The sequence below is a fragment of the Methylobacterium sp. J-070 genome (genome assembly GCF_022829385.1).
GTDB lineage: Bacteria > Pseudomonadota > Alphaproteobacteria > Rhizobiales > Beijerinckiaceae > Methylobacterium.
The window spans coordinates 63,363-87,795 of record NZ_JAKSXX010000189.1 but is presented as its reverse complement, the minus strand read 5'-3'; the positions used below and the strand labels follow the sequence as shown (position 1 = coordinate 87,795).

Sequence of the window (24,433 nt, the reverse complement as noted above, 5' to 3'; positions counted from 1 at the left end):
CCACGGCACGGGACGCGACTGTGCAGACCGAGCTGGAAGGGGTCGCATGCAGCCCGTCCTCGAAATGCGGGGCATCTCCAAGACGTTTCCGGGCGTCAGGGCCCTGAACGACGTCAACCTCTCGGTGGCGGCCGCCGAGATCCATGCCCTCGTGGGCGAGAACGGCGCCGGGAAATCGACGCTGATGAAGGTCTTGAGCGGCGTCTATCCGCACGGCTCCTACGAGGGCGCGATCACCTACGAGGGCCGCCCCGCGCACTTCCGCGACATCTCCGACAGCGAACGCCGCGGGATCGTCATCATCCACCAGGAGCTCGCCCTGGTGCCGTACCTGTCCATCGCCGAGAACATCTTCCTCGGCAATGAGCCGGCGCGGTTCGGTGTCATCGACCAGGACCGCGTCTACACGCGCGCCCGCGAGCTGATGGCGCTGGTCGGTCTCGACGAGAGCCCCGATACCCTCGTCACCCATCTCGGCGTCGGCAAGCAGCAGCTGGTCGAGATCGCGAAGGCGCTGTCCAAGAAGGTCAGGCTGCTCATCCTCGACGAGCCGACCGCGAGCCTGAGCGAGACGGACAGCGACGCCCTGCTGCGCCTGCTCCTCGGCTTCAAGGAGACGGGCATCGCGTCGATCCTGATCTCCCACAAGCTCAACGAGATCGCCCGGGTCGCCGACCGGATCACCGTCCTGCGCGACGGCACAACCGTCGAGACCCTCGACTGCCGGAACGCGGCGATCGACGAGGACCGCATCATCCGGGGCATGGTCGGCCGCACCCTGGCGCACCGCTACCCGGTCCGCGCGCCGCGGATCGGCGACACGCTCATGGAGGTCCGCGACTGGACCGTCCACCACCCCATCCATGCCGACCGGGCGGTGGTGCGCAACGTGAGCTTCGACCTCCGGTCGGGCGAGATCGTCGGGATCGCCGGCCTGATGGGCGCGGGCCGGACCGAGCTCGCCATGAGCATCTTCGGCCGCTCCTACGGCCAGGGCATCAGCGGCAGCGTCCGGATCGCGGGCGACGCGGTCGATGTCTCGACCATCGATAGGGCGATCGCGGCCGGCATCGCCTACGTCACCGAGGATCGCAAGCAGCTCGGCCTCGTCCTCGGCGAGGACATCACCAAGAACACGACCCTGGCCAACCTGCCGGGCGTCTCCACAGGCACGGTGATCGACGAGGAGTCCGAGCACCGGGTCGCGAGCGACTACCGCACCAAGATGCGGATCCGCTCCTACGGCGTGGAGCAGCAGACGGTGAACCTCTCGGGGGGCAACCAGCAGAAGGTCGTGCTGAGCAAATGGCTGTTCACCCAGCCGAAGGTGCTGATCCTCGACGAGCCGACGCGCGGCATCGATGTCGGCGCCAAATACGAGATCTACAGCATCATCAACGAGTTGGCCGATGGCGGTCGCGGCGTGCTGGTGATCTCCTCCGAGATGCCCGAGCTGCTCGGTCTGTGCGACCGCATCTACGTGATGAACGAGGGGCGGTTCGTGGGCGAATTCCCGCGCGCCGATGCGAGCCAGGAAGCGATCATGCGCGCCATCATGCGCTCCAAGGATCTGAACGGATGACCGACATCACCGCGAGCAAGTCCATGATCCCCGTCGACGACGTCGGTGCCGGAGACAAATCCGCGGGCGAGCCGCAGGCGCGGCGCGGCCTGCCCCACACGGCGCAGCTGCGCGAGTACGGCCTCGTCTTCGCCCTGGCGCTGATCACCCTGTTCTTCGAGTACACGACCGGCGGCGTCCTGTTTCAGCCGCTGAACCTCTCCAACCTGATCATGCAGAACAGCTACGTCGTCGTCATGGCGCTGGGCATGCTGCTGGTGATCGTGGCCGGGCACATCGACCTGTCGATCGGCTCCGTGGTCGGCTTCGTGGGCGCGCTCGCGGCCCTGCTGATGGTCCGCTTCGGGTTCGATCCGGTGAGCGCCACCGTCGCGTGCTTGCTGGCGGGCGCGGTGATCGGGGGGCTGCAGGGCTACTTCGTGGCCTACCTCGCCATTCCGAGCTTCATCGTCACCCTGGCCGGCATGCTGGTGTTCCGCGGGCTGACGCAGGCGCTCCTGCAGGGCGCCTCGATCGGGCCCTTCCCGGAGGTGTTCCAGCTCCTCTCGAAGGGCTACCTGGTCAATTTCGCCGGGCCCGGGACCTCCGTGCTGATCGCCCTCGTGCTCGCGGCGGTGCTCCTGGGCCTGAACGTGCGCCGCCGACAGGCGCGGATCAGGAACGGCGGACCGGTCGATTCACTGGCGTCCTTCGTCTTCCGCAACGGCGTGACGACCATCCTGATGCTCGCCTTCGCGTATCAGATGAGCGCGTATCGCGGCCTGCCCAACGTCCTGCTCGTCCTGTTTGTGCTGGTGATGCTCTACCGCTTCGTCACCACCCGGACGACGATCGGGCGGCGGATCTACGCGCTGGGCGGCAACATCAAGGCCGCCCGCCTCTCCGGCATCAAGACCGAGCGGCTGACCTTCCTGACCTTCGCCAACATGGGCGCGCTGGCGGGATTGGCCGGCATGATCTTCGTCGCCCGGCTCAACACCGCGAACTCGAAGGCCGGCATCGGGTTCGAACTCGACGTGATCGCGGCTTGCTTCATCGGCGGCGCCTCGGCGGCCGGCGGGATCGGCAAGGTCTCGGGCGTGGTGATCGGCGCGTTCATCATCGGCATCATGAACAACGGCATGTCGATCATGGGGATCGGCGTCGATTGGCAGCAGGTCATCAAGGGCGCCGTCCTGCTCGCCGCCGTGTGCCTGGACGTCCACAACAAGAACAACCGGCTCTGAGCCCTCCGCGTCGAAGCGGGGTCGCGTCGCGATCACCGCGCGGCCGGATCGGCCACATCGGCGAGGGAGGAAGGCTGCCGCTGAGCCTGCCGGCCGCTGTCGCGCTGCCGGTGGGTCGACGCTGGGGTGGGCGCGGCGCTGGATGCCGGGCGCTCCCCGGGCGCCGCCGATGGGATTTCAGGCGTTCCGGGGCCGAACTCTCCCGGGCCTTTAGATCCGCCGATCACGGCGCCGGCTCTCGGAACGCGGCACCGCCGAGAAGGCCACACGGAGTATCCGGCACGACCGCGCCATCAGGATGCCATCCGCGACGCCTCCGGATCGGGCGTCAGGGCGCCGAGGCCGGCGGCCACGGGGCGCGAGGCGTCACGGCCCCGGTCGAGCCGACCGGCCGACTCCGCGACAGCCGGTCCGGTCAGGTCGTATCGACGTCAGGTCTTGCGCGCGACCGTGAAGCGGGCCGCGTCCCGCAGGACGCGCGCCCCCTCCCCCCACAGGGAGACCGCATCCTCGCAGACGCCGACGAGGCGATCGCACTCGGCGCGAGCCCCGTCGATGCCGAGGCGGTCGACGAGCGTCGCCTTGCCGGCATCCTTGTCCTTGCCGGTGGCCTTGCCCATCGCCTCGGGTGACGCCTCCCGGTCGAGGATGTCGTCGGCGATCTGGAAAGCCTGACCGAGGGCGAGGCCGTAGCGCAGAAGTGACGCGCGCTGGCTCTCGTCGGCGCCCCCCACGATCGCGCCGGCTTCCACCGAGAAGGCCAGGATCGCGCCGGTCTTCATCGCCTGCATCCGCAGGGTGTCGTCCACGTCCATGGTGGCCGCCCCGAACCGGCCCTCGGCGGTGAGGTCGAGGAGCTGGCCGCCGACCATGCCGCCGAGGCCCGACGCCCGGGCGAGGCCCAGGACTAGGTCGGCGCGGATGCGCGGATCCGGCTGCCAGGTCGGATCGGCCACGATCTCGAAGGCCAGCGTCTGCAGGGCGTCGCCCACCAGGATGGCGGTGGCCTCGTCGTACGCCTTGTGCACCGTGGGCTTGCCCCGGCGCATGTCGTCGTCGTCCATGGCCGGAAGGTCGTCGTGGACGAGGCTGTAGCAATGCACCAGCTCGACCCCGGCACCGGCGGCGAGCGCGGCGGCCTCGGAGCCGCCGAGCATCCGGGCGGTCTCGATGGCGAGGAACGGCCGGAGGCGCTTGCCGCCGCCCAGCACCGCGTGCCGCATCGCCTCCATCAGGCGGGGCGGACGGGCGATCTCGCCGGATCCGACGTCGGGGCCGAGGCGCCCGACCAGGAAGGTCTCGACCGTCCCGGCGACCTCCGTCAACCTGTGGGTAAAATCGGCGGCCGGCGTGTCAACCTTGACCGAACCGGTCGGTGCCTGCGTTGAGAGGGTCGGGGTCATCGGGCGCTACGTCCGGTCCTGGCCTTGCGAAAACCAATCGAGTGTCAGTCGGGCGGGGACGAGATCACGGTGGATGGGGCGGGACGCAGGCGGGAGGCGGCTGGTCGCGACCTCCGACGCGCACACCCGCGACGCTCCCACCGTGTCCGCCAGGTCGTGGGAGCGCTGCTGCTGCTCCCCGCCATCGGGTTCGTCCTCGCGCTGTTGTTGGCGCTCGTCTATAGCGCGGTGATGCCGCCGTCGACCCTGATGCTCGGGCGATGGTTGACGCTCCAACCCGTGAGCCGGGATCCGGTCGCCCTCACCGCCATCGCGCCGGTGCTGCCGCAGGCGGTCATCGCATCGGAGGACCAGCGCTTCTGCCTGGACCACGGCGTCGATCTCGGCGCGCTCCGGGAAGTCGTCGAGGACGAGGATTCGCCGAGTCGGGGCGCCTCGACCATCGCCATGCAGACCGTGAAGAACGTGTTCCTGTGGCCCGGCCGCTCCTACATCCGGAAAGGCCTGGAGATCCCGCTGGCGCTGGCGCTCGACACCCTCTGGGGCAAGCGGCGGATGATGGAGATCTACCTGAACGTCGCCGAATGGGGCGACGGGATCTACGGCGCGCAGGCCGCGAGCCGGCACTGGTTCGGCAAGGATGCGAGCCGTCTCACCCGGGGCGAGGCGGCGCTGCTTGCCGCCGTCCTGCCGAACCCGATCACCCGCAGCGCCGGACGCCCCTCCCCCGGGGTCCGCCGCCGCGCCGCCCGGATCCAGGCCATGATGGATCAGGTCGAGGGCCTGACCGGGTGCCTGCGGCGGTAGCGGCCCGAGCCGGTCAAGGTGACCGTTCGCAATCCCGCGCGACAGGCGATCACGGCTGCCAGTCGGCGGAATGATCAGTCGGCATGCAGCGGTCGATGAGTCGCATCGCGGCGTCAGTCGGAACGACTGGCCGCCGCCGGTATCCAATTCTCTGATCGGACCCCGGGCATGCGGCTGAACTCCCGCAGGTTGTTGGTCACCACGATCAACCCCTCACTCCGGGCGTGACCGCCGATCTGCATGTCGTGCGCACCACATGGCGTGCCGGCCTTCTCGAGTTCGGCCCGAACCTGTCCGTAGTGGACCGCCGCCTTGTCGCTGAAGGGCAGTACGTCGAGGCGCGCCACAAATTGCGTGATCGCCGCCAGGTTCTCCGTGCGGCGTGCGGATTTCTCCACGCCGTAATGCAGTTCTCCCAACGTGATGCTTGATATACAGAGCTGATCAGCCAGGGCGTTGAATCGATCTTTGATGCAGACAGGGTAGTTTTTCATGACATAGATACAAATATTTGTATCGAGCATGTAGATCAACATCAGAAAGGCTCGCGCGTCTCCACGGGCGGCTGTTCGCGCCCGGTCAGAAAGTCTTCGCTGAGGCGCGGCCCATCCTGGAAGAGATCTTCCCATCTCTGCCCCGTCGGCACAATCACCCGCGTGCGGCCGATCTTCAGGATGTCGACCCGATGCACGTCTGCCGCGAAGGCCACCGCCTTGGGGAGGCGAACCGCCTGACTGCGGTTGCTGGTGAAGACCGTGGAGCTGGTCATGGTTCAGCCTCCGGACCGTTCTGGGATATGCGATTGGCATATCCCTATGTCCCAGCCGTTCGCGCGGCAAGCCGTGGCCGCACGGTAGCAGCCGCCGAAACCGGTCTGTAAGACGGACGCCAGCTCCGCTGGATCCGGGACCGACACGCGATGAACGACGCCGTCTACGACCTCACCCTGGAGCGCATCGCCCTGATCCGCCGGATGGTCGTCGCCTGGGGCGGTGCCGAGCCGGGCGCGCCGACGATCCATCCGGAGGCGCCCTACGGCAGCCTCGATCGGGACGGCGACATCGCCAACGTCACCGGCGACGACGAGGGCGCCGAGGAGGAGCACCGCGCGCTGGAGGACGGCCTCGCGATCTTCGCCCAGAACGCCGCGCTGAAGCCGAGCCGGTACCAGTACCACAATGCCCTGGCCAAGCTCGACCAGGGCGCGGTCGGCGACGTCTTCCGGGATGCCGAGACCGGCGAGACGCCCGAGCACATCACCTTCGCGGTGACCCCGGAGCACCTCGCGCTGATCCCGCAGCTCAATTACGGCTGGGACGGCGCGCGCAACGTGCCGCGGGTCGATCCGCAGCACCCTTACATCGGCGCGGGCTCCTACACCGCCGCCATGGGCCGCCACCTCGCCGCCGTCCCGGAGGCCGCCGCCAACGACGACGAGGATTCGCAGACGCGGCTCGTCCGCCTCCATCGCGAGATGCAGCCGGCGCTGCAGATCTTCCTGCGCTACGCCGATCTCGGGCCCGGCGCGTTCCGCCGCACGGCAGGGACCTGGACGCCCGCCTGACGCGCGGCGTCCGCCGGCGTAAGCCTCAACCCTCGCGCTTCCTGCGCTGCGCCAGGGTCCGCAGCCGGAGGGCGTTCAGCTTGATGAAGCCCGCGGCGTCGCGGTGGTCGTAGGCGACGGCGCCCTCCTCGAAGGTCACCAGGTCCTGGTCGTAGAGGGAGTTCGGGCTCTCGCGGCCGATCACGTGGATGCCGCCCTTGTAGAGCTTCAGCCGCACCGTGCCGGTGACCTTCTCCTGGCTCCGGTCGATCAGGGCCTGGATCATCTCGCGCTCCGGCGAGAACCAGAAGCCGTTGTAGATCAGCTCCGCGTATTGCGGCATCAACTGATCCTTGAGGTGCGCGGCACCCCGGTCCAGGGTAATCGACTCGATCGCCCGGTGGGCCGGGAGCAGGATGGTGCCGCCGGGCGTCTCGTACATGCCGCGGCTTTTCATGCCGACGAAGCGGTTCTCCACGAGGTCGAGGCGGCCGATGCCGTTGTCGTGGCCGAGCTGGTTGAGCTTGGCCAGCAGGCTCGCGGGCGACAGCCGCTCGCCGTCGATCGAGACCGCGTCGCCCCGCTCGAAGCCGATCGTGACGATGGTCGGCCTATCCGGCGCCTCCTCGGGCGAGAGCGTGCGCGAGAAGACGTAGTCCGGCACCTCGACGGCCGGATCCTCCAGCACCTTGCCCTCCGAGGAGGCGTGCAGGAGGTTGGCATCCACCGAGAACGGGCTCTCGCCGCGCTTGTCCTTGGCGATCGGGATCTGGTGCTGCTCGGCGAAGGCGATCAGCTGCTCGCGGGAGCGCAGATCCCACTCGCGCCAGGGTGCGATCACCGTCACGTCCGGCTTCAGCGCGTAGTAGCCGAGCTCGAACCGGACCTGGTCGTTGCCCTTGCCGGTGGCGCCGTGGCAGACCGCGTCGGCCCCGACCCGCTCGGCGATCTCGATCTGCTTCTTGGCGATGAGCGGCCGGGCGATCGAGGTGCCCAGGAGGTAGACCCCCTCGTAGACCGCGTTCGCCCGGAACATCGGGAAGACGTAGTCGCGGACGAATTCCTCGCGCAGGTCCTCGATGAAGATGTTCTCGGGCTTGATGCCCAGCAGCTCGGCCTTGCGGCGGGCGGGCTCCAGCTCCTCCCCCTGGCCGAGATCGGCCGTGAAGGTCACGACCTCGCAGCCATAGGTGGTCTGCAGCCACTTCAGGATTATCGATGTGTCGAGGCCGCCGGAATAGGCCAGCACGACCTTCTTCACGGGGCTCTTCGCGGGGACGGACATGCGGCTTCCGGAACTGAGGCGGGGCGTCCGCGGCTTATCGCGGGTGTCACGGGCCTGCAACCGGCGTGCCGTCTCGCGCGTAGCCCCGATGTCGACGGATCGGCCGCATTTTGCCTCACGGCGGCCTTGCGGGCGTGGAAGAAACGGCGCGGGCGTTGCGTGTCGACATCGCCGAGAGCGTGTATCGGAGAGGCGAAGTCTATGGCGCGCCAGCCAATTTTGGAGTTCTGGTACGAATTCGCCTCGACGTACTCCTACCTCGCGGCGATGCGGATCGAGGCCGCCGCCGCGGAGGCGGGTGTCGCGGTGCGATGGCGCCCGTTCCTGGTCGGGCCGCTCTTCGCCGCCCAGGGTTGGACCACCTCGCCGTTCAACCTCTACGCGGCCAAGGGCAAGAACATGTGGCGCGACGTCGAGCGCGAGGCTGCCCACCTCGGCCTGCCGCCGCTGACCCGCCCCGCACAGTTCCCGCAGAACAGCCTCAGCGCCGTGCGGGTCGCCACCCTCGGTCATGACCAGGACTGGCTGGTGCCGTTCTCGAAGGCGGTGTTCACCGCGAGCTTCGCCGAGGGTCGCTCCATCGCGGAGCCGGCCGCGGTCGCCGAGATCCTCGATTCGCTCGGCCTCGACGGGACCCAGACCGTGCGTGCCGCCGCCGCCGAGGCCAACAAGACCCGGCTGCGGGTCAGCGTCGAGGAGGCGCGCTCGCGCGGAATCTACGGGGCGCCGACCTTCCTGGCCGATGACGGCGAGCTGTTCTGGGGCAACGATCGCCTCGATCGGGCGCTGGCCTGGGCGACGGGTGACCGGCCGAGAGGGTTTCGGTAGGCCTCCTGACGGGGATCCGTCCACGTCCCGCGGTCATCAAACCGACTCGACCGCCTGCTTCTGATCCGCCTCCGCCGCGGCGCCACCGGGGCGGGACAGCGATGCCCCCGGACGAGACCCATGCCCGTTTCCCGACGACTCCTCCTCGCCGCCGCCGGCGCCACGCTCGGCACGGGGCTCGGCCGCGCCGCCGCGCAATCCTATGGCCAGCGCGTCGCGGTCAGCGGCGACTACGGCAAGGCGGTGGCGAATTCGATCCTGCCGGGGGAGATCACCGGGCAGATCCCCGCCCTGCGCGGCGTCACCTATGCCGGGCCGCGGGAGGCCGGGACGACGCTGTACGAGTTCTTCGATTTCAACTGCCCCTATTGCCGGAAGGCCGCCGCCGACGTGGTCGCGCTGCACGACGGCGATGGGGAGCTGCGCGTCGGGCTTGTCCACAATCCGATCCTGTCGCCGCAATCGGCCCAGGCCGCCAAGGTCATGCTGGCGGTGCAGCGCAGGCTCGGATCGGAGGCGGCCTGGGGCTTCTATCGGACCGTCCTCGGCAAGCCCGGCCGCATCGACGGGCCCGGCGCGCTGACGGCGGCGGCCGCCCTGGGCGTCCCACAGGCGGAGATCGAGGAGATCGCCGATAGCGACGAGGTGCGCGCGGCGCTCAAGAGCCAGATGCGGATGGCGGCCGATCTCGGGCTCTACGCCACGCCGTCCTACGTCCTCGGCAACAGCGGCATCCTCGGGCATCCGGGCGCGCGCGCGATGGCGCGGATGATCGCCAGCACGCGCCGCTGCGACCGGCTCGCCTGCTGAGGATCGCCCCACGTCACACTTCCGCCGCCGTATCGCGCAGAGCCGCATCGGTCCGTGTTGCGCGCGGCCATGCCGGCATGCTAGGCGGTCGCCGCGCCACAAGGGCCGGTCATCGACCCTGCCCGCTGCTGGCGCGACCCCACGTCCCGAACGGTCTCGCACCGCGCTTCCCGCCGGAGCGCGCGGAGCGGGCGGGCAACCAGAGAAGAGAGCGACGGGTGGCGCAGAACGGTTCCGAGGCTGGTCCCCTGGTCGCAGGCGTGGCGGGCCGGTACGCTTCCGCCCTGTTCGAACTCGCGCGCGACGCGCGTCAGGTCGATGCGGTCGCCGCATCCCTCAATCAATTCGACACGCTGCTGAAGGAGAGCGCGGACCTGCGCCGCCTGGTCCGCAGTCCGGTGTTCGGCGCCGAAGAGCAGGCGGCCGCCATCGGCGCCGTGCTCGACAAGGCCGAGATCGGCGGCTTGGCCGGCAACTTCATCCGCCTCGTGGCTTCGAACCGGCGGCTCTTCGCCCTGCCCGACATGATCGCGGCGTTCCGGTCGCTGGTTCAGGACTCGAAGGGCATCGTGCGCGCCCAGGTGCGGGTGGCCGAGAAGCCGTCCGACACCGTGCTCGAGGAGATCAAGGCGTCGCTCCGCGACATCGCCAAGGCCGATGTCGACGTCGACCTCGTCGTCGACCCGAGCCTGATCGGCGGTCTCGTCCTGAAGATGGGCTCGCGCATGGTCGACGCCTCCCTCAAGACCAAGCTCAACGGTATCCGCCTCGCGATGCGGGCCGCGCCGTAAGCGCCCCCATCCGATCCGAACACGCACAGACGCATTAGCGACAGAGGCCCCGAGTATGGACATCCGCGCCGCCGAGATCTCCGCGATCCTGAAAGAGCAGATCAAGAACTTCGGCGAGGAGGCCGAGGTCTCCGAGGTCGGGCAGGTCCTGTCCGTCGGCGACGGCATCGCCCGCGCCTACGGCCTCGACAACGTCCAGGCCGGCGAGATGGTCGAGTTCGAGTCGGGCGTGCGCGGCATGGCCCTCAACCTCGAGCAGGACAACGTCGGCATCGTGATCTTCGGCTCCGACCGCGAGATCAAGGAGGGCCAGACCGTCAAGCGGACCGGCGCCATCGTGGACGTGCCGGTGGGCAAGGGCCTCCTCGGCCGCGTGGTCGATGGTCTCGGTAACCCGATCGACGGCAAGGGCCCGATCGTCTCCACCGAGCGCCGCCGGGTCGACGTGAAGGCGCCGGGCATCATCCCGCGCAAGTCGGTGCACGAGCCGATGGCCACGGGCCTGAAGGCGATCGACGCCCTGATCCCGGTGGGCCGCGGCCAGCGCGAGCTGATCATCGGCGACCGTCAGACCGGCAAGACCGCCATCGCCCTCGACACGATCCTGAACCAGAAGCCGGGCCACGCCGCCGGCGGCGACGAGAAGGCCAAGCTCTACTGCATCTACGTCGCCATCGGTCAGAAGCGCTCGACGGTCGCCCAGTTCGTGAAGGTCCTCGAGGACCAGGGCGCGATGGAGTACTCGATCGTCATCGCCGCGACCGCGTCGGACGCGGCGCCGATGCAGTTCATCGCGCCGTTCGCCGGCTGCGCCATGGGCGAGTATTTCCGCGACAACGGCATGCACGCCGTGATCGTGTACGACGACCTGTCCAAGCAGGCGGTCGCCTATCGCCAGATGTCCCTGCTGCTGCGCCGGCCGCCGGGCCGCGAGGCCTACCCGGGCGACGTGTTCTACCTGCACAGCCGCCTTCTGGAGCGCGCCGCCAAGATGGGCGACGCCGCCGGCAACGGCTCCCTGACCGCGCTGCCGGTCATCGAGACCCAGGCCAACGACGTCTCGGCCTACATCCCGACCAACGTGATCTCGATCACCGACGGCCAGATCTTCCTGGAGACCGACCTGTTCTACCAGGGCATCCGCCCGGCGGTGAACGTCGGCCTGTCGGTGTCGCGGGTCGGCTCCTCGGCCCAGACCAAGGCGATGAAGAAGGTCGCCGGCAAGATCAAGGGCGAGCTCGCGCAGTACCGCGAGATGGCTGCCTTCGCGCAGTTCGGCTCCGACCTCGACGCCTCCACCCAGCAGCTCCTGAACCGCGGCTCGCGGCTCACCGAGCTCCTGAAGCAGCCGCAGTTCTCGCCGCTGAAGATGGAAGAACAGGTCGCGGTGATCTACGCCGGCGTGAACGGCTACCTGGACAAGCTCCCGGTCAGCAAGATCCGCGCCTTCGAGGATTCGCTGCTCGGCACGCTGCGCTCGAAGCACAAGGACCTGCTCGACTCCATCGCCGCCTCGAAGGACCTGTCGGACGACAATGCCGGCAAGCTCAAGAGCGTGGTCGAGGGCGTCGCCAAGTCGATCAGCTGATCGAAGCCCCCTCCCCCTGCGGGGAGGGGCACGGGTGGGGGTGGTGCAGACGAGACCGCTGCGCTTCATCCTGAACCACCCCGACCTTCGGCTCCTCCCCGCACAGGGGAGGAGAGGCCCTCTCTGATGGACCTGGACGCGGCCCGATGGCGAGTTTGAAAGACCTGCGCAACCGCATCACCTCGGTGAAGGCGACGCAGAAGATCACCAAGGCCATGCAGATGGTCGCCGCCGCCAAGCTGCGCCGGGCGCAGATGGCCGCCGAGGCGGGCCGTCCCTATGCCGAGAAGATGGCGATGGTGCTGGGCAACCTCGCCGGCAACCTGATCGGCGGCGTCGGCGCGCCGAGGCTCCTGTCCGGTACCGGCGCGGAGCAGACCCATCTCCTGGTGGTCTGCACCGGGGATCGCGGCCTGTGCGGCGCCTTCAACTCCTCGATCGTCCGGCTGGCGGTGCGGGAATACATCCAGAAGCTCACCGCGGAGGGTCGGACCGTCAAGATCATGACGGTCGGCAAGAAGGGCTACGACCAGCTGCGCCGCCTGTACCGCGACCAGATCGTCGAGAGCATGGACATCCGCGGCAACCGCCCGGTGGACTACGAGTTCGCCGCCGAGATCGCCGACAAGATCCTCACCCGCTTCGAGGCCGGCGAGTTCGACGTGGCGACCCTGTTCTTCTCGGAATTCCGGTCGGTCATCTCGCAGATCCCCACCGCGCAGCGGCTGATCCCGGCCGAGCTGCCGGAGGCCGACACCGATGCGAAGGCGGCTGCCGGCAACGCCGCCCTGGAGTTCGAGCCCTCCGAGGAGGCGATCCTGGAGACGCTGCTGCCGAAGAATCTCACCGTGCAGATCTACCGGGCGCTCCTGGAGAACGCCGCGTCCGAGCAGGGCGCGCGCATGAGCGCCATGGATTCGGCCACCCGCAACGCCGGCGAGATGATCAAGAAGCAGACGCTGATCTACAACCGCACGCGTCAGGCCATGATCACCAAGGAACTCATCGAGATCATCTCGGGCGCGGAGGCCCTCTGAGGCTCCGCGACCTGACCGCACAGCTTGAAGGGTAGATTCACCATGGCCAACACCGCAATCCCCGGCACCGGCTCCAACAAGGTCGGCAAGATCACCCAGGTCATCGGCCCCGTGGTCGACGTGCAGTTCGACGGGCACCTGCCCGAGATCCTGAACGCCCTGGAGACCAAGAACAACGGCGCCCGCCTCGTCCTCGAGGTCGCCCAGCAGCTCGGCGAGAGCACCGTCCGCTGCATCGCCATGGACACGTCCGAGGGTCTGACCCGCGGCCAGGAGTGCACCGATACCGGCGAGCCCATCAAGGTCCCGGTCGGCATGAACACGCTGGGCCGGATCATGAACGTCATCGGCGAGCCGATCGACGAGGCCGGTCCTGTCGTGTGCGACACCTACCGGGCGATCCACCAGCCGGCTCCGTCCTACGCCGACCAGTCCACCGAGGCGCAGATCCTGGTGACCGGCATCAAGGTGGTGGACCTGCTCGCGCCCTACGCCAAGGGCGGCAAGATCGGCCTGTTCGGCGGCGCCGGCGTTGGCAAGACCGTGCTGATCATGGAGCTGATCAACAACATCGCCAAGGTGCACTCGGGCTACTCGGTGTTCGCCGGCGTCGGCGAGCGGACCCGCGAGGGCAACGATCTCTACCACGAGATGATCGAGTCCAAGGTCAACATGGACCCGAAGGAGAACAACGGCTCGGCCGAGGGTTCGAAGTGCGCCCTGGTGTACGGCCAGATGAACGAGTCGCCCGGCGCCCGCTCGCGGGTCGCGCTCACCGGCCTGACCATCGCGGAGCAGTTCCGCGACGAGGGCCAGGACGTGCTGTTCTTCGTCGACAACATCTTCCGCTTCACGCAGGCGGGCTCCGAAGTGTCGGCGCTGCTGGGCCGCATCCCCTCGGCGGTGGGCTACCAGCCGACGCTCGCCACCGACATGGGCGCGCTCCAGGAGCGCATCACCACCACCAACAAGGGCTCGATCACCTCGGTGCAGGCCATCTACGTGCCGGCCGACGATCTGACCGACCCGGCGCCCGCCGCCTCGTTCGCCCACCTCGACGCCACCACCGTGCTGTCCCGCTCGATCGCCGAGAAGGGCATCTACCCGGCGGTGGATCCGCTGGACTCGACCTCGCGCATGCTGTCGCCGACGATCCTCGGCGAGGAGCACTACGACGTCGCCCGCCGGGTGCAGCAGACCCTGCAGCGCTACAAGGCGCTCCAGGACATCATCGCGATCCTGGGCATGGACGAGCTGTCCGAGGAGGATAAGCTCACCGTCGCCCGCGCCCGCAAGATCGAGCGCTTCTTCTCGCAGCCCTTCTCGGTGGCCGAGGTGTTCACCGGCTCGCCGGGCGTGCAGGTGCCGCTGGAGGACACCATCAAGGGCTTCAAGGGCCTGGTGAACGGCGATTACGACGACCTGCCCGAGGCCGCCTTCTACATGGTCGGCACGATCGAGCAGGCCCAGGAGAAGGCCAAGAAGCTGAAGGCCGCGTAAGGCTGCGCCCTCCCTCTCCTCCCCGCATGGGGGAGGAGAGCCTGTTGCGGATGCGGGAAAGCTTGAGGCTATGGCCACCTTCCACTTCGATTTCGTCGGCCCCGAGCGGACGCTGTATTCCGGCGAGGTGACCGCCGTTCAGCTGCCCGGCACCGAGGGCGAGATGACCGTCATGCCGGGCCACGCACCGGTGCTGACCTCCCTGCGCGTCGGGGTCATCGTCATCACCGAGAGCCAGGGCAACGGCAAGCGGATCTACGTCCGCGGCGGTTTCGCCGACATCGGCCCCACGGCGGTGACCGTCCTGGCCGAGCGCGCCGCGCCCATCGAGGAGCTGACGCCCGAATCCCTCGACCGGGACATCGAGTCCGCCGAGATGCAGCGCGACGCCACGGACGATCTCCAGAAGCGCGAGGAGCTGAACGGCCAGATCGTCCAGCTCCAGGAGACCAAGGCGCTCCTGAAGCTCTGAACGCGGTTCAGCGGGCGCTCTTCAGCGCCCGTATCAGAAGCTCGTCCTTGACCGCCGGGCCGACCGGGCACCCCTGCTCGAGCCAGGCCTTCCGTGCCGCGGACAGGCCCCGGCCGATCGCGGGGCCCGGCGATACGCCCGCGGCGACGAGATCCGCGCCGGCCAGGGGAAACGCCGGCGGGCCTCCATCACGGCCGAGCGTCCGGAGCGCGGACAGCGCCTCGTCCGTCACCACGGGCCGCGGTTCACCCGCCAGGATCGCCAGGGTGTCGGTGAGCAGCGGCAGGCCATGCCCCGCCGCCAGGGCCCGCAACGCCGCCGCCTCCACCACCGCGCGAGTCCGCAGATCGGCCGACGCGTCGGCGTAGCCGACGAGCTGCGCGTGCTCGGCCTTCGAGAGACGCAGCTGGTCGCGCAGGCGATCCGCGTCGTGCCGGGCCCCGACCGCCAGGGCCGCGAGCCGCATCACCGGGCTCAGTGCCGCGGCCGCGGCGCGTTCCAGCCGCCCGAGCTCGCCGACGCCGCCGGTGATCCGCTGCAGCAGCCCGGTCGCGCTCAGGGTCGCCACCAGGGCCGGACCGCCGGAGGCCGCCAGCAGCTTCAGGAACTCCGCGCGGACGCGCTCACGGGAGAGCCGATCGAGGCTGTCGCGGGCCGCCACGCAGGCGGCGAGCGCCGCCTCGTCGGCTGCCCCGGCCCCGAAGCGGGCCTGGAAGCGGAAAAAGCGCAGGATGCGTAAGGCGTCCTCCCGGATACGGGTCGCGGGATCGCCGATGAAGCGCACCCGCCCCGCTTGCAGATCCGCCAAGCCGCCCACCGGATCGTGCGCCGTGCCGGCCGCGTCGAGCGAGAGCGCGTTGATCGTGAAGTCCCGGCGCGCGGCATCGCGGTCGAAGTCGGTGCCGAACCGGACGACCGCGTGGCGCCCATCCGTCTCGATATCCTCCCGCAGGGTGGTGACTTCGATCGGCCCGTCCTCGGCCACCAGCGTGACCGTCCCGTGCTCGATGCCGGTCGGCACCGCCTTGAGGCCCGGCATCCGCCGGGCCGCGGCGATCACCGCTTCCGGCGGCAGCGTGGTGGCCATGTCGATATCGGCGGTCTGCACTCCGAGCAGCGCGTCGCGCACGCAGCCGCCGATCAGGCGGGTCTCGGCACCGGGAGCCTCCAGGGCGGCCAGCACCCGACGCACGCCCGGGCGGTCGAGCAGGGCCGCCAGGCCGGCGTGATCGAGGGCGCGATTCACCGGAAGCCGCCCGGGACGAGCTGGCCGTTCTCCATGTGGGTCGGCACGTAGCCGCCGGCCCGGCGCTCGGAGAAGAGACCCTCGTAGACGAGGGTGCCGATCACCACGGCCAGACCGGCGAGGACGAGGCGCCAGAGATGCGCGTCCCAGTGCGTCCGGCGCAGCGGGTTGCGGCCGACCAGCAGCAGGTAGGCGAGGAACAGGGCGAAGGGGATGAGGAAGAGGCCGAACTCTTCGAGGACGCGACGCAGCATGGATCCAGCCTATCGCGCCGCGGGGCGGACGTCGCCCGGTGCCACGTCCGGGTAGAGCCGCTCCCGAAGGTTGTTGAGGATCCCGGCCGTGACGCCCCAGATCAGCCGCTCGCCGAAGGTCAGGGCATAGAACCAGCGCTCGCGCCCCTGCCAGGACCGGGAGCGCAGGCGATAGCGCTCCCGGTCCATCAGAACCGCGAGCGGCACCTCGAAGACGTCGGCCACCTCCGCCGGATTGGGCGTCAGGCGCGTCCCCGCATCGATCAAGCCGATCACCGGGGTCACCAGGAACCCGGTGCCCGACAGGTAGGGGTCGAGATAGCCGAGCAGCCGCACGGCGGCGGGCGGCAGTCCGATCTCCTCGAAGGCCTCCCGCAGGGCTGCGTCCGCCGGGCCCGGATCGGAGGGATCGATCTTGCCTCCCGGAAGGGCAACCTGTCCGGAATGGTCGCGCAGATTGGCGGCCCGCATCGTCAGGATGAGGCTCGGCCCGTCCGCACGGAACACGACCGGCACCAGCACCGCCGCCCGACGGTGGGGCGGCGGCGGCATCACGGCGGCGCCGTCCGGGTCGAGGCTGTGGTCGCCGCGGGGATTGGAGGTCGGATCCTCCGGCCCGGGCGGATCCGGCGACAGGCCGGAGGCGGCGCGGGCGAGGAAGTCGGCGAGCGGAGCGTTCACGCGGCAGCGGGGGCGATGGTGTGGAAGGTGCCGCCGGCCCACAGCCCGAGCCAGGGCACCCCATCGACGGGGCGCTCCTCCGCGAGCTCGACGAGATCGTAGGTCAGCGCCCGGGTGACCAGCGCCCAGAGCCCCCGTCGGACGTGGAGATAGGGCTTGAGCGCCCCGTCCGGCCCTTCCTCGAAGCGCAGGGCGTGTTCGGCATCGACCTGCACGAGGTCGTCGACATTGGTGCGGAAGGCGATGCGCCGACCCTCGCCCGTTCCGTCGACCGCCATCTCGACGGCCACGAAGGCGGCGTCCTCGACGGTGATCCCGACGCTCTCGACCGGCGTGACCAGCACCGTTCGCCCGTCCGGCTCCCGCCTCAGGATCGTGGCGAAGAGCTTGACCAGCTTGTCGCGACGGATCGGCGAGCCGTTGTGGTGCCACGACCCGTCGGCGGCGATGCGGATATCGATCGCGCCGCAATAGGGCGGGTCCCAGCGCTCCACCGGCGGCAGCCCCCGCTTCGGCAGGTCGCCGAGGGCCGCGCCGAGGCGGCTCAGGGTCGGGTCGATGGCCGGATCCTCACTCATGCCCGCCAAGATAGCGTCCCGAGCGCCGGCAGCCACGGTCGGGCCCTCAAACGGGGCGCGATGGCTCCGCGGGCGCGCCACCGGACATCGATGCCGCGCCGAAGTCGACCCGTCTCCCGTCCGCGACATCGCCGATCAGGGGCACGATGTCAGGCCGGCCCGGTCCGGGAGCAGATCTGGAGGGGTCGACCCGATAGACGGCGTGCGGCTGGGACCGTCGCGCCGTCATGACTCCCGCCGGCTGCCCCAGCCGCGGGTTCAGATGCCCAGCGGATCCGCGGGGCCGCCCGCCTCGTCCGGCAGGCCCTCGTAGAGCTGGGCAGCGTAGGGCGGATCGGTGAACCAGCAGGACCCGTCCGCGTGCTGGACGACGTCGTTCGGTGCGTTCAGCGGCTTGCCGTCGAAGCCGTCGGCCAGCACCGTCGCCGAGCCGTCCAGCTCGTAGCGGACCACGCGCCGGGCGGCGTGCTCGCAGGAGAGCTGGCGCCCCTGACGGTCGAAGCTGTTGCCGTTCGAATTGTTGCTGGGTGCGCGGAAGGTCAAGACGTGCCCGTCCTCCTCCAGCCACCGCATCTGCCGGTTGTTCGGGATGTCGCTCCACACGACGAACCGGCCGACGCTGTTCCACGCCGGCCCCTCCGCCCAGAGGGCGCCGGCCCAAAGGCGGCGAATCGCGCAGTTCGGCACGACGTAGGGCTCGAAGGCCGGATCGACCGCCAGCACGTCCGGATCGGCAAAGTAGGCGCCCGGCCCGAAGTCCCGCGGCGGGTTCGTGATCGTTCTGGGCGGTTCCGGCCGAGCCGCCGCGCTGCCGACCGTGGCCATCGCGGCGCCGAGGCCCGCCAGAACCGCGCGCCTGGACGGGGCGAGCGCCAGGGCGGTATCGGTCGGCGCGGTGTCGAATCCCCCCCGCAGCGGCCTATGCGCGGCCCCGCAGTGCGGAGCCTCGCCGCCTCCCGCCAACCCTGGCCGGGTGCGACATAACGGCGCGGTAGCGGTTCCGGTCAACCGCCTTTGCGACGGAGAATTTTCCACACACCGTCGGCCGAGGCCACGTGCCGGGTGCCGTGCCGGACATCGCCGCGCATGAACACCAGCGATCCGGTGCGCTTGACCACCTGCGGGCGGATCTCGAGCCAGTCGCCGAGGCGGCCGACGTCGATGAACTTCATCTCGAGCTGGATGGTGACGCAATTGGCGCCGTCCGCCGCGCGCATGGCGGTCTCGCCGAGGGCACGGTCGGCGAAGCTCATCAGCATGCCGCCGTGGACCACACCGATCAGGTTGGCATGCTTCTGCGCCGCGCGGAACGCGTAGGCCCCGTTTTCGGGCCGCAGATGCAGCGGACCCACATGCGCGATGAAGCCCGCGTCCTCCACGAGGTCCCAGCCTCCGGTACCGGCATCGTCTGCGGTTGTGTTTGCGGTCATCGTGTCGGTCCATGGATAGCGAGGCGGAGACAGGGAAGGCGGCCGTCAGGTTCCCCGCGGCTTCGTCCGGCGGGTCGGCGCCTCGCTGAGCGGATCCTCCGGCCAGGGGTGGCGGGGATAGCGACCGCGCATCTCGGCGCGGACGCCCGCCCAGGACCCGCGCCAGAACCCCGGCAGGTCGCGGGTGATCTGGATCGGCCGCTGGGCCGGCGACAACAGGTGCAGGACGAGGGGCCGCCCGCCCGCCGTGGGATGGCGGTCGAGGCCGAAGAGTTCCTGGACCCGAACGGAGAGAGCCGGCTCGTCCGCGGCGTAATCCACCGGCAGGCGCGAGCCTGTCGGCACCGCGACATGGGTCGGGGCTTCGGTGTCGAGCCGTGACCGGAGCTGCCAGGGCAGCAAACTCTGCAGGGCGCCCGCGAGATCGTCGGCCGTCACGGAGGCCAGGGCGGTCCGGCCGACGAGCGCCGGCGCCAGCCAGGCCGCCGCCGTCCGGGCGAGGGCCTCGTCCGAGAGGTCCGGCCACGGGTCCCCTTCGGCGGCGCGCAGAAACATCACCCGCGCGCGCCATTGCGACAGGGAAGCGGTCCAGGGCAGTCGGTCTAGGCCGAGGCCGGCGATGCCGTTCGCCAGGATCTCGGCGCTCGCGCCGTCGGGCGGAACCCGCAATGGCCGCTCACCCAGGCTGACCGCACCGAGGCGCCTTGCCGCGCGCGCCCGCAGCGCCGCTGCCTGCGGATCGAAGGCGATCTCGGTGCGGGCCTCGATCCCGTCGGCGAACAGGCGCTCGATCGCCTCCGCGTCGATGGCGGCCGCAGCCAGGATGCGGGCATTCCCGGCCGATCCAGCGAGATCGGCGACGACCAGGAAGGTCTCCCGCGCGAGGGGGCTGGCCGGGTCGAGGCGGCCCGCCCGGCCGCTCGCCATGACGAACTCGCCCTCGCGTCCCCGGGCGCGGGCGACCCGGTCCGGATAGGCCAGCGCCAGGAGCGGGCCGGAGGGGACCGGGCTGCCGCCGCGCCGCTTTTCCCCGGCGATCCGCGCCCAGCCCTCGGCGAGGCGGCGCATGTCCGCGGCCCGGCCGCCCCGGTCCCGGCGGAACCGCTCGACCCGGTCGTCGAGATCGACCCCGTCGCCGCCGAGACCGCGCTCCACCAGGACGGCCGCGAGATCCGCGGCGGCGTGCGCATCGCCGGTCACCGCCGCGACCGTCACCATCCGGGCAAGTCGCGGGGGCAGCGGAAGGGCGCGCAGCCGGCGGCCGACCTCCGTGAGCCGACCGTCCTGATCCTGGGCGCCCAGGTCGGCCAGGAGGGCCCGGGCCTCCGCCAGGGCCGGTGCCGGCGGGGGGTCGAGGAACGCGAGGGTCCGCGGATCGCCGACGCCCCAGGCGGCGCAATCGAGGAGCAGCCCGGCCAGGTCGGCCGACAGGATCTCGGGGCGCGAGAACGGTTCGAGGGCGCTGGTGCCCGCCTCCGACCAGAGCCGCCAGCAGACGCCCGGCTCGGTCCGGCCGGCACGACCGCGGCGCTGATCCACGGACGCCCGGGAGGCGCGCGCGGTGACGAGACGCGTCAGGCCGAGCCCGGCCTCGTAGACCGGGATCCGGGCCAGTCCGGAATCCACCACGATCCGCACGCCCTCGATGGTCAGCGAGGTCTCGGCGATGCTGGTCGCCAGGACGACCTTCCGGGTGCCTTCGGGCGCCGGCGCGACGGCCCGATCCTGCTCGGCCGGCGTGAGCGCACCGTAGAGCGGCGCCAGCTGCACCTCCGGGCCGACGCGCTCGGCCAGGAGGTCGGCGGTCCTGCGGATCTCGGCCTGACCGGGCAGGAACACCAGCACCGAGCCGGGATCCGCCCGCAGCGCGCGCAGCGTGACCTCGGCGACGCTCTCCTCGATCCGCCGGTTCGGATCGCGGTCGACGTATCGGGTCTCCACCGGGAAGGCGCGGCCCTCCGAGGCGACCACCGGGGCATCGCCCATCAGCCGCGCGACCCGCGCGCCGTCGAGGGTCGCCGACATGACCAGGATCCGCAGATCCTCCCGCAGGCCGCCCTGGGCGTCGAGGGCCAGCGCGAGGCCCAGATCGGCGTCGAGGGAGCGCTCGTGGAACTCGTCGAACAGGACCGCGCCGATGCCCGACAATTCCGGGTCGTCGAGGATCATTCGGGTGAACACGCCCTCGGTCACGACCTCGATGCGGGTCCGCGCCGAGATCTTCGAGCCGAGCCGGACGCGCAGGCCGACCGTCCCGCCGACCGGCTCGCCGAGCGTCTGCGCCATCCGGGCGGCGGCGGCCCGGGCCGCGAGGCGGCGCGGCTCCAGCAAGACGATCTTGCGGCCGCCGAGCCATGGTGCCGCGAGGAGGTCGAGGGGGACCCGCGTCGTCTTGCCGGCGCCGGGGGGCGCCACCAGGACGGCCGCGTTCCGCGCCGCGAGGGCGCGCCGGAGATCGGGGAGCGCCGCCTCGATCGGAAGCGCGGGGGAGCGGTCGGGCATCGCCGTCGCTGATGGCGCGGCCCGGCGCCGAGCGCAACCATGCCGACACGCCGTGACGACGGGGGGATTTCGAAAACGGTTCAGCTTCCGGAACCCTGGCCTGCGGCGGCGCGGGCCGCGATCGTGGCGCGTCGCCGAACGCCACTTCTGGAGGAACCCATGACGCCGTCCCGCCTCGCACTGGCGCTGGCCGCCCTGTCCTGCGCCGCTTGTCCCGGTGTGGCCGTCGCCGAGGCGCAGGTCCGGCTGCCCACGATTTCACCCGACGCTTACACGCCCGAGCAGAAGCAGGCCGCCGAGGCGTTCACGCAGGCCCGGGGAAAGCCCCCGTTCGGGCCGTTCGAGCCGCTCATGCACTCGCCGGAGGTGATGACGCTGGCCCGCTCCATGGGCGACTACCTCCGCTTCAAGCCGAAGATCGGCACCACCCTGTCGGAGCTGGTGATCCTGATGACCGCCCGGCGCTGGACGCAGGATTACGAGTGGTACGTCCACGCGCCGATTGCCGAGAAGGCCGGGATCGCTCCGGACATCGTCGCGGCGATCCGCGACGGGCGCCGGCCCCAGAAGATGAGCGACGACGAGACCATCGTGTACGATTTCACCGCGGAGCTGCAGGACACGAAGCGCGTCTCCGACGCGACCTTCGCCCGCGCCGAGGCCCGTTTCGGCCGGGCGGCGATCGTCGATCTGGCGGCGATCTCCGGCTACTACACCCTGCTCGCCATGGAGCTGAACGCGGCGCGCTACGCGATTCCCGCCGACGGGACGCCGCTGCCGCGGTTGCCCGAATGAGGTCTTATCCACAGACCTCAGCCAGCCAAATCGGCGTTTTCCACAGGCTTCCGGGGGCCTCGGTGCGGTGGCGGGGCGGCCGTTGACGAAGCATTAACCATTATGGCTTGTTCTCTTTTCGTTCCCGGGCGCAACGAAGGAGACCACGATGTCGACCCAGGCCAGTGCCACCCGCGACGATCACGGCTGCCCCATCGAGGCGATCAGCGCCGCGTATCTCGGCTTCGCCGGCGGCGATGCCGGGATCGCCCTGCGATGCGCCATCGCCGACGCCCTGTCGGATCTCATGGACGCCGAGCGGCGCACCCGCGAGCGCAGCCGCCTGATCTCCCGGGGCTACATCCGGGAGGTGCCGGCCGGGGCGGTCGGGCCCGCAAGCTGAACGGTGGCTGCAGGGCGGCTTCACGCTCGGTGCAGCCCGATGCGGGCATTCTCCGGTTCGTGATCCGGGCCGCCTGACGCGGCCCTTGCTTCCTTCGGAGACAGGTCATGAAACGCATCGCTCTGCTCTCGGCCGCCGCGCTTATCGGCGCGGGCACCCTGGCCTCCACGCAGGCCGAGGCGCGCGGCGGCGCCATCGCGGCGGGCCTCATCGGCGGCCTCGCGGCCGGCGCGCTGATCGGCGCCGCGACGCAGGCCCACGCGGTCCCGGCCTACGGCTACGGCTACGGATATGCCGATTCCTACGCCGCACCCGTGGTGGTCCGGCCGGCGCCCGCCTACCGCGTGTACGAGGAGGACGCTCCGGTCTACGCCACCCGGCGGACCGTGACCTACGAGCGGGTGCCGGTCGGCTACGGCCCCGCCCGTCACTGGCACGGCGATTGGGGCCACCGCGATTGGGAAGGCGGCTACGGCGACCGCGGCTGGTGAGCCGGACGCCGCGACGCCACCGGGCAAGACCCCCGATCCGATCGGTCGGGCATGAGCCGGGTGTTCCTGCCTGATCCCGCAGAATCGTGCAGGCACCTCGGGATCGGGCGTGCCGGATTGGGCGCGGCCCCTGACTTGGGCGCGGCCTCCGACCCGGTCTGCTCCGCCGCCCGCGGTTATCCCGGGCGGTCTGGCGCGGGGCGCTTGATGCGGACCCCACAGTTCGGCTGTAACGCCGCCGATCTTCCACACGATCGACGAATCCATGCTGGTCCACGAAGGCGAGTCGCGCACCCCCGAGGCCGACCGGGACCTCGCCCTGTCGCTCGCCGCGGTGGCCGGTGCGTTGAACACCGCGGGCTTCTACGCCGTCGGCCTCTACGCCTCGAACATGACCGGCAACGTCTCGGCGATCTCGGACCGCACCGGGACCGGGGATCTCGTGCTGGCCGGACAGGCGCTGCTGCTCGTCCTCCTGTTCGTGCTCGGCGCCGCGACCTCGACGCTCCTGATCCGCCGCCGGCGCCGCAGGGCCGATCTCGGCGCCTACGCCTCCAGCGTCTTCGCCGAGGCGATCCTCCTCGTCGCCGTCGGCCTGCTCGTGCTGCCCCTCGATGAGCCGGCCCGGAGCCACACCCTCGTGGCGGGCCTGAGCTTCATCCTGGGCCTGCAGAATGCGGCCGTGACCAAGATCTCCGAAGCCCGGGTGCGGACCACGCACGTCACCGGCACGATCACCGATATCGGAATTGAGCTGGCGCGCTGGCTGGATCGCGGCGCGTCCGGAACCGGCCCGCTGAAACCCCACGACCCCGCGCGCCTGCGGCTGCACCTGTCCACCGTCGGCGCCTTCCTGGCGGGCGGCGTGGTCGGCGTGGTCGCCTACCGCCTCGTCGGCGTGGCGCTGCTGTTCGCGGCGGCCGCGATCCTCGCCGGCCTCGCGGTTCCGGCTTTCAGGCGCTGATGTCGAGGAGCTGCCCGGTCATGCGGTCGGCGGTGCGCGCCACGGCGGCGTTGAGCGCGAAGGCGGATTTCGCCCCGATCAGGTCCACGGCGGCTCCCGACAGGTCGACCTGGGCGGCGGGCGCCAGCGCGGTGTCGCCGGCCGGCGCTCCGCTGGCCGCGATGGTCTGGGCGGCCTTCCCGAGCCGGTCGCTCGCGCGGCTCATGCCGGCGGTGGCGGTCTGAAGGGCGTCGATCAT

The 24,433-nt window shown here is 70.5% G+C and carries 26 protein-coding genes and 1 pseudogene; 15 read left to right on the top strand and 12 right to left on the bottom strand.

Going from position 1 to position 24,433, the window contains the following annotated elements; genetic code table 11:
• Positions 1-46: 46 nt before the first annotated feature.
• Positions 47-1,582, top strand: coding sequence for a multiple monosaccharide ABC transporter ATP-binding protein (mmsA, locus tag MKL01_RS20260; protein ID WP_243906992.1), 1,536 nt, complete (start codon positions 47-49; stop codon positions 1,580-1,582).
• Positions 1,579-2,808: a multiple monosaccharide ABC transporter permease gene (mmsB, locus tag MKL01_RS20255; RefSeq protein ID WP_243906991.1), complete on the top strand. Its 1,230-nt coding sequence runs from the start codon at positions 1,579-1,581 to the stop codon at positions 2,806-2,808. The genes mmsA and mmsB overlap by 4 nt, the downstream gene beginning before the upstream one ends.
• Positions 2,809-3,239: 431 nt before the next feature.
• On the opposite strand, the gene MKL01_RS20250 is transcribed toward mmsB, so the two are convergent.
• Positions 3,240-4,211, bottom strand: coding sequence for a polyprenyl synthetase family protein (locus tag MKL01_RS20250; protein WP_243906990.1), 972 nt, complete (start codon positions 4,209-4,211; stop codon positions 3,240-3,242).
• A 69-nt stretch (positions 4,212-4,280) separates the two neighbouring features.
• On the opposite strand from MKL01_RS20250, the gene mtgA reads away from it, so the two are divergent.
• Positions 4,281-5,018 carry a monofunctional biosynthetic peptidoglycan transglycosylase gene (gene mtgA / locus MKL01_RS20245; RefSeq protein WP_409566291.1) on the top strand — a complete coding sequence of 246 codons (738 nt, stop codon included), beginning with the start codon at positions 4,281-4,283 and terminating at the stop codon, positions 5,016-5,018.
• Between the two features lie 113 nt (positions 5,019-5,131).
• On the opposite strand, the gene MKL01_RS20240 is transcribed toward mtgA, so the two are convergent.
• Complete coding sequence (locus MKL01_RS20240; protein WP_243906988.1) at positions 5,132-5,554, bottom strand: type II toxin-antitoxin system tRNA(fMet)-specific endonuclease VapC; 423 nt, start codon at positions 5,552-5,554, stop codon at positions 5,132-5,134.
• Positions 5,554-5,787 (bottom strand): type II toxin-antitoxin system VapB family antitoxin, encoded by a 234-nt coding sequence (gene vapB / locus MKL01_RS20235; RefSeq protein ID WP_243906987.1) that lies wholly within the window; start codon positions 5,785-5,787, stop codon positions 5,554-5,556. The genes MKL01_RS20240 and vapB overlap by 1 nt, the downstream gene beginning before the upstream one ends.
• 150 nt (positions 5,788-5,937) lie before the next feature.
• Here vapB and MKL01_RS20230 point away from each other — a divergent pair, with 150 nt between their 5' ends.
• Positions 5,938-6,582: a hypothetical protein gene (locus MKL01_RS20230; protein WP_243906986.1), complete on the top strand. Its 645-nt coding sequence runs from the start codon at positions 5,938-5,940 to the stop codon at positions 6,580-6,582.
• Positions 6,583-6,607: 25 nt separating this feature from the next.
• Here the strand turns inward: MKL01_RS20230 and MKL01_RS20225 are convergent, their stop codons facing one another.
• Positions 6,608-7,846, bottom strand: coding sequence for an argininosuccinate synthase (locus MKL01_RS20225; RefSeq protein WP_243906985.1), 1,239 nt, complete (start codon positions 7,844-7,846; stop codon positions 6,608-6,610).
• Between the two features lie 201 nt (positions 7,847-8,047).
• On the opposite strand from MKL01_RS20225, the gene MKL01_RS20220 reads away from it, so the two are divergent.
• The 7 genes from MKL01_RS20220 (at position 8,048) to MKL01_RS20190 (ending at position 14,872) form a co-directional block, all read left to right on the top strand.
• On the top strand, positions 8,048-8,674 hold the full coding sequence (locus MKL01_RS20220) for a 2-hydroxychromene-2-carboxylate isomerase (RefSeq protein WP_243906984.1): 627 nt from the start codon (positions 8,048-8,050) through the stop codon (positions 8,672-8,674).
• Between the two features lie 120 nt (positions 8,675-8,794).
• Positions 8,795-9,484 (top strand): DsbA family protein, encoded by a 690-nt coding sequence (locus MKL01_RS20215; protein WP_243906983.1) that lies wholly within the window; start codon positions 8,795-8,797, stop codon positions 9,482-9,484.
• 218 nt (positions 9,485-9,702) lie between these two features.
• Positions 9,703-10,275, top strand: coding sequence for a F0F1 ATP synthase subunit delta (locus tag MKL01_RS20210; protein ID WP_243906982.1), 573 nt, complete (start codon positions 9,703-9,705; stop codon positions 10,273-10,275).
• Positions 10,276-10,330: 55 nt separating this feature from the next.
• Positions 10,331-11,863, top strand: a complete 1,533-nt coding sequence (gene atpA, locus MKL01_RS20205) for a F0F1 ATP synthase subunit alpha (RefSeq protein WP_243906981.1) — start codon at positions 10,331-10,333, stop codon at positions 11,861-11,863.
• 146 nt (positions 11,864-12,009) lie between these two features.
• Positions 12,010-12,900, top strand: coding sequence for a F0F1 ATP synthase subunit gamma (locus MKL01_RS20200; protein ID WP_243906980.1), 891 nt, complete (start codon positions 12,010-12,012; stop codon positions 12,898-12,900).
• A 42-nt stretch (positions 12,901-12,942) separates the two neighbouring features.
• On the top strand, positions 12,943-14,400 hold the full coding sequence (gene atpD, locus MKL01_RS20195; protein WP_243906979.1) for a F0F1 ATP synthase subunit beta: 1,458 nt from the start codon (positions 12,943-12,945) through the stop codon (positions 14,398-14,400).
• 70 nt (positions 14,401-14,470) lie between these two features.
• Positions 14,471-14,872 carry a F0F1 ATP synthase subunit epsilon gene (locus MKL01_RS20190; protein ID WP_243906978.1) on the top strand — a complete coding sequence of 134 codons (402 nt, stop codon included), beginning with the start codon at positions 14,471-14,473 and terminating at the stop codon, positions 14,870-14,872.
• 7 nt (positions 14,873-14,879) lie between these two features.
• On the opposite strand, the gene MKL01_RS20185 is transcribed toward MKL01_RS20190, so the two are convergent.
• The 7 genes and pseudogenes from MKL01_RS20185 to hrpB form a co-directional block, all read right to left on the bottom strand.
• Complete coding sequence (locus MKL01_RS20185; protein WP_243906977.1) at positions 14,880-16,118, bottom strand: CCA tRNA nucleotidyltransferase; 1,239 nt, start codon at positions 16,116-16,118, stop codon at positions 14,880-14,882.
• On the bottom strand, positions 16,115-16,372 hold the full coding sequence (locus MKL01_RS20180; protein WP_243906976.1) for a DUF6111 family protein: 258 nt from the start codon (positions 16,370-16,372) through the stop codon (positions 16,115-16,117). Before MKL01_RS20180 ends, MKL01_RS20185 begins: the two co-directional genes overlap by 4 nt.
• Before the next feature lie 9 nt (positions 16,373-16,381).
• Complete coding sequence (locus MKL01_RS20175) at positions 16,382-17,053, bottom strand: CoA pyrophosphatase (RefSeq protein WP_243906975.1); 672 nt, start codon at positions 17,051-17,053, stop codon at positions 16,382-16,384.
• A complete protein-coding gene (locus MKL01_RS20170; RefSeq protein WP_243906974.1) occupies positions 17,050-17,631 on the bottom strand; it encodes a DUF1285 domain-containing protein in 582 nt (193 codons plus the stop codon). Before MKL01_RS20170 ends, MKL01_RS20175 begins: the two co-directional genes overlap by 4 nt.
• A gap of 118 nt (positions 17,632-17,749) precedes the next feature.
• Positions 17,750-18,456 (bottom strand): annotated as a pseudogene (locus MKL01_RS20165) (SMP-30/gluconolactonase/LRE family protein); the annotation flags it as partial.
• 179 nt (positions 18,457-18,635) lie between these two features.
• Positions 18,636-19,061 carry a PaaI family thioesterase gene (locus MKL01_RS20160; RefSeq protein WP_243906973.1) on the bottom strand — a complete coding sequence of 142 codons (426 nt, stop codon included), beginning with the start codon at positions 19,059-19,061 and terminating at the stop codon, positions 18,636-18,638.
• 45 nt (positions 19,062-19,106) lie between these two features.
• On the bottom strand, positions 19,107-21,563 hold the full coding sequence (gene hrpB, locus MKL01_RS20155) for an ATP-dependent helicase HrpB (protein WP_243906972.1): 2,457 nt from the start codon (positions 21,561-21,563) through the stop codon (positions 19,107-19,109).
• Positions 21,564-21,722: 159 nt separating this feature from the next.
• Between hrpB and MKL01_RS20150 the strand changes: the two genes are divergently transcribed.
• The 4 genes from MKL01_RS20150 to MKL01_RS20135 all read left to right on the top strand — a co-directional run bounded on the left by MKL01_RS20150 (position 21,723) and on the right by MKL01_RS20135 (position 24,195).
• On the top strand, positions 21,723-22,358 hold the full coding sequence (locus MKL01_RS20150; protein ID WP_243906971.1) for a carboxymuconolactone decarboxylase family protein: 636 nt from the start codon (positions 21,723-21,725) through the stop codon (positions 22,356-22,358).
• A gap of 148 nt (positions 22,359-22,506) precedes the next feature.
• Positions 22,507-22,740: a hypothetical protein gene (locus tag MKL01_RS20145; protein ID WP_243906970.1), complete on the top strand. Its 234-nt coding sequence runs from the start codon at positions 22,507-22,509 to the stop codon at positions 22,738-22,740.
• A 107-nt stretch (positions 22,741-22,847) separates the two neighbouring features.
• Positions 22,848-23,231: a hypothetical protein gene (locus MKL01_RS20140; protein ID WP_243906969.1), complete on the top strand. Its 384-nt coding sequence runs from the start codon at positions 22,848-22,850 to the stop codon at positions 23,229-23,231.
• 265 nt (positions 23,232-23,496) lie between these two features.
• Positions 23,497-24,195, top strand: coding sequence for a YoaK family protein (locus MKL01_RS20135; protein ID WP_243906968.1), 699 nt, complete (start codon positions 23,497-23,499; stop codon positions 24,193-24,195).
• Here the strand turns inward: MKL01_RS20135 and MKL01_RS20130 are convergent.
• Positions 24,185-24,433 carry a flagellar protein gene (locus MKL01_RS20130; RefSeq protein ID WP_243906967.1) on the bottom strand — a complete coding sequence of 83 codons (249 nt, stop codon included), beginning with the start codon at positions 24,431-24,433 and terminating at the stop codon, positions 24,185-24,187. The genes MKL01_RS20135 and MKL01_RS20130 overlap by 11 nt on opposite strands.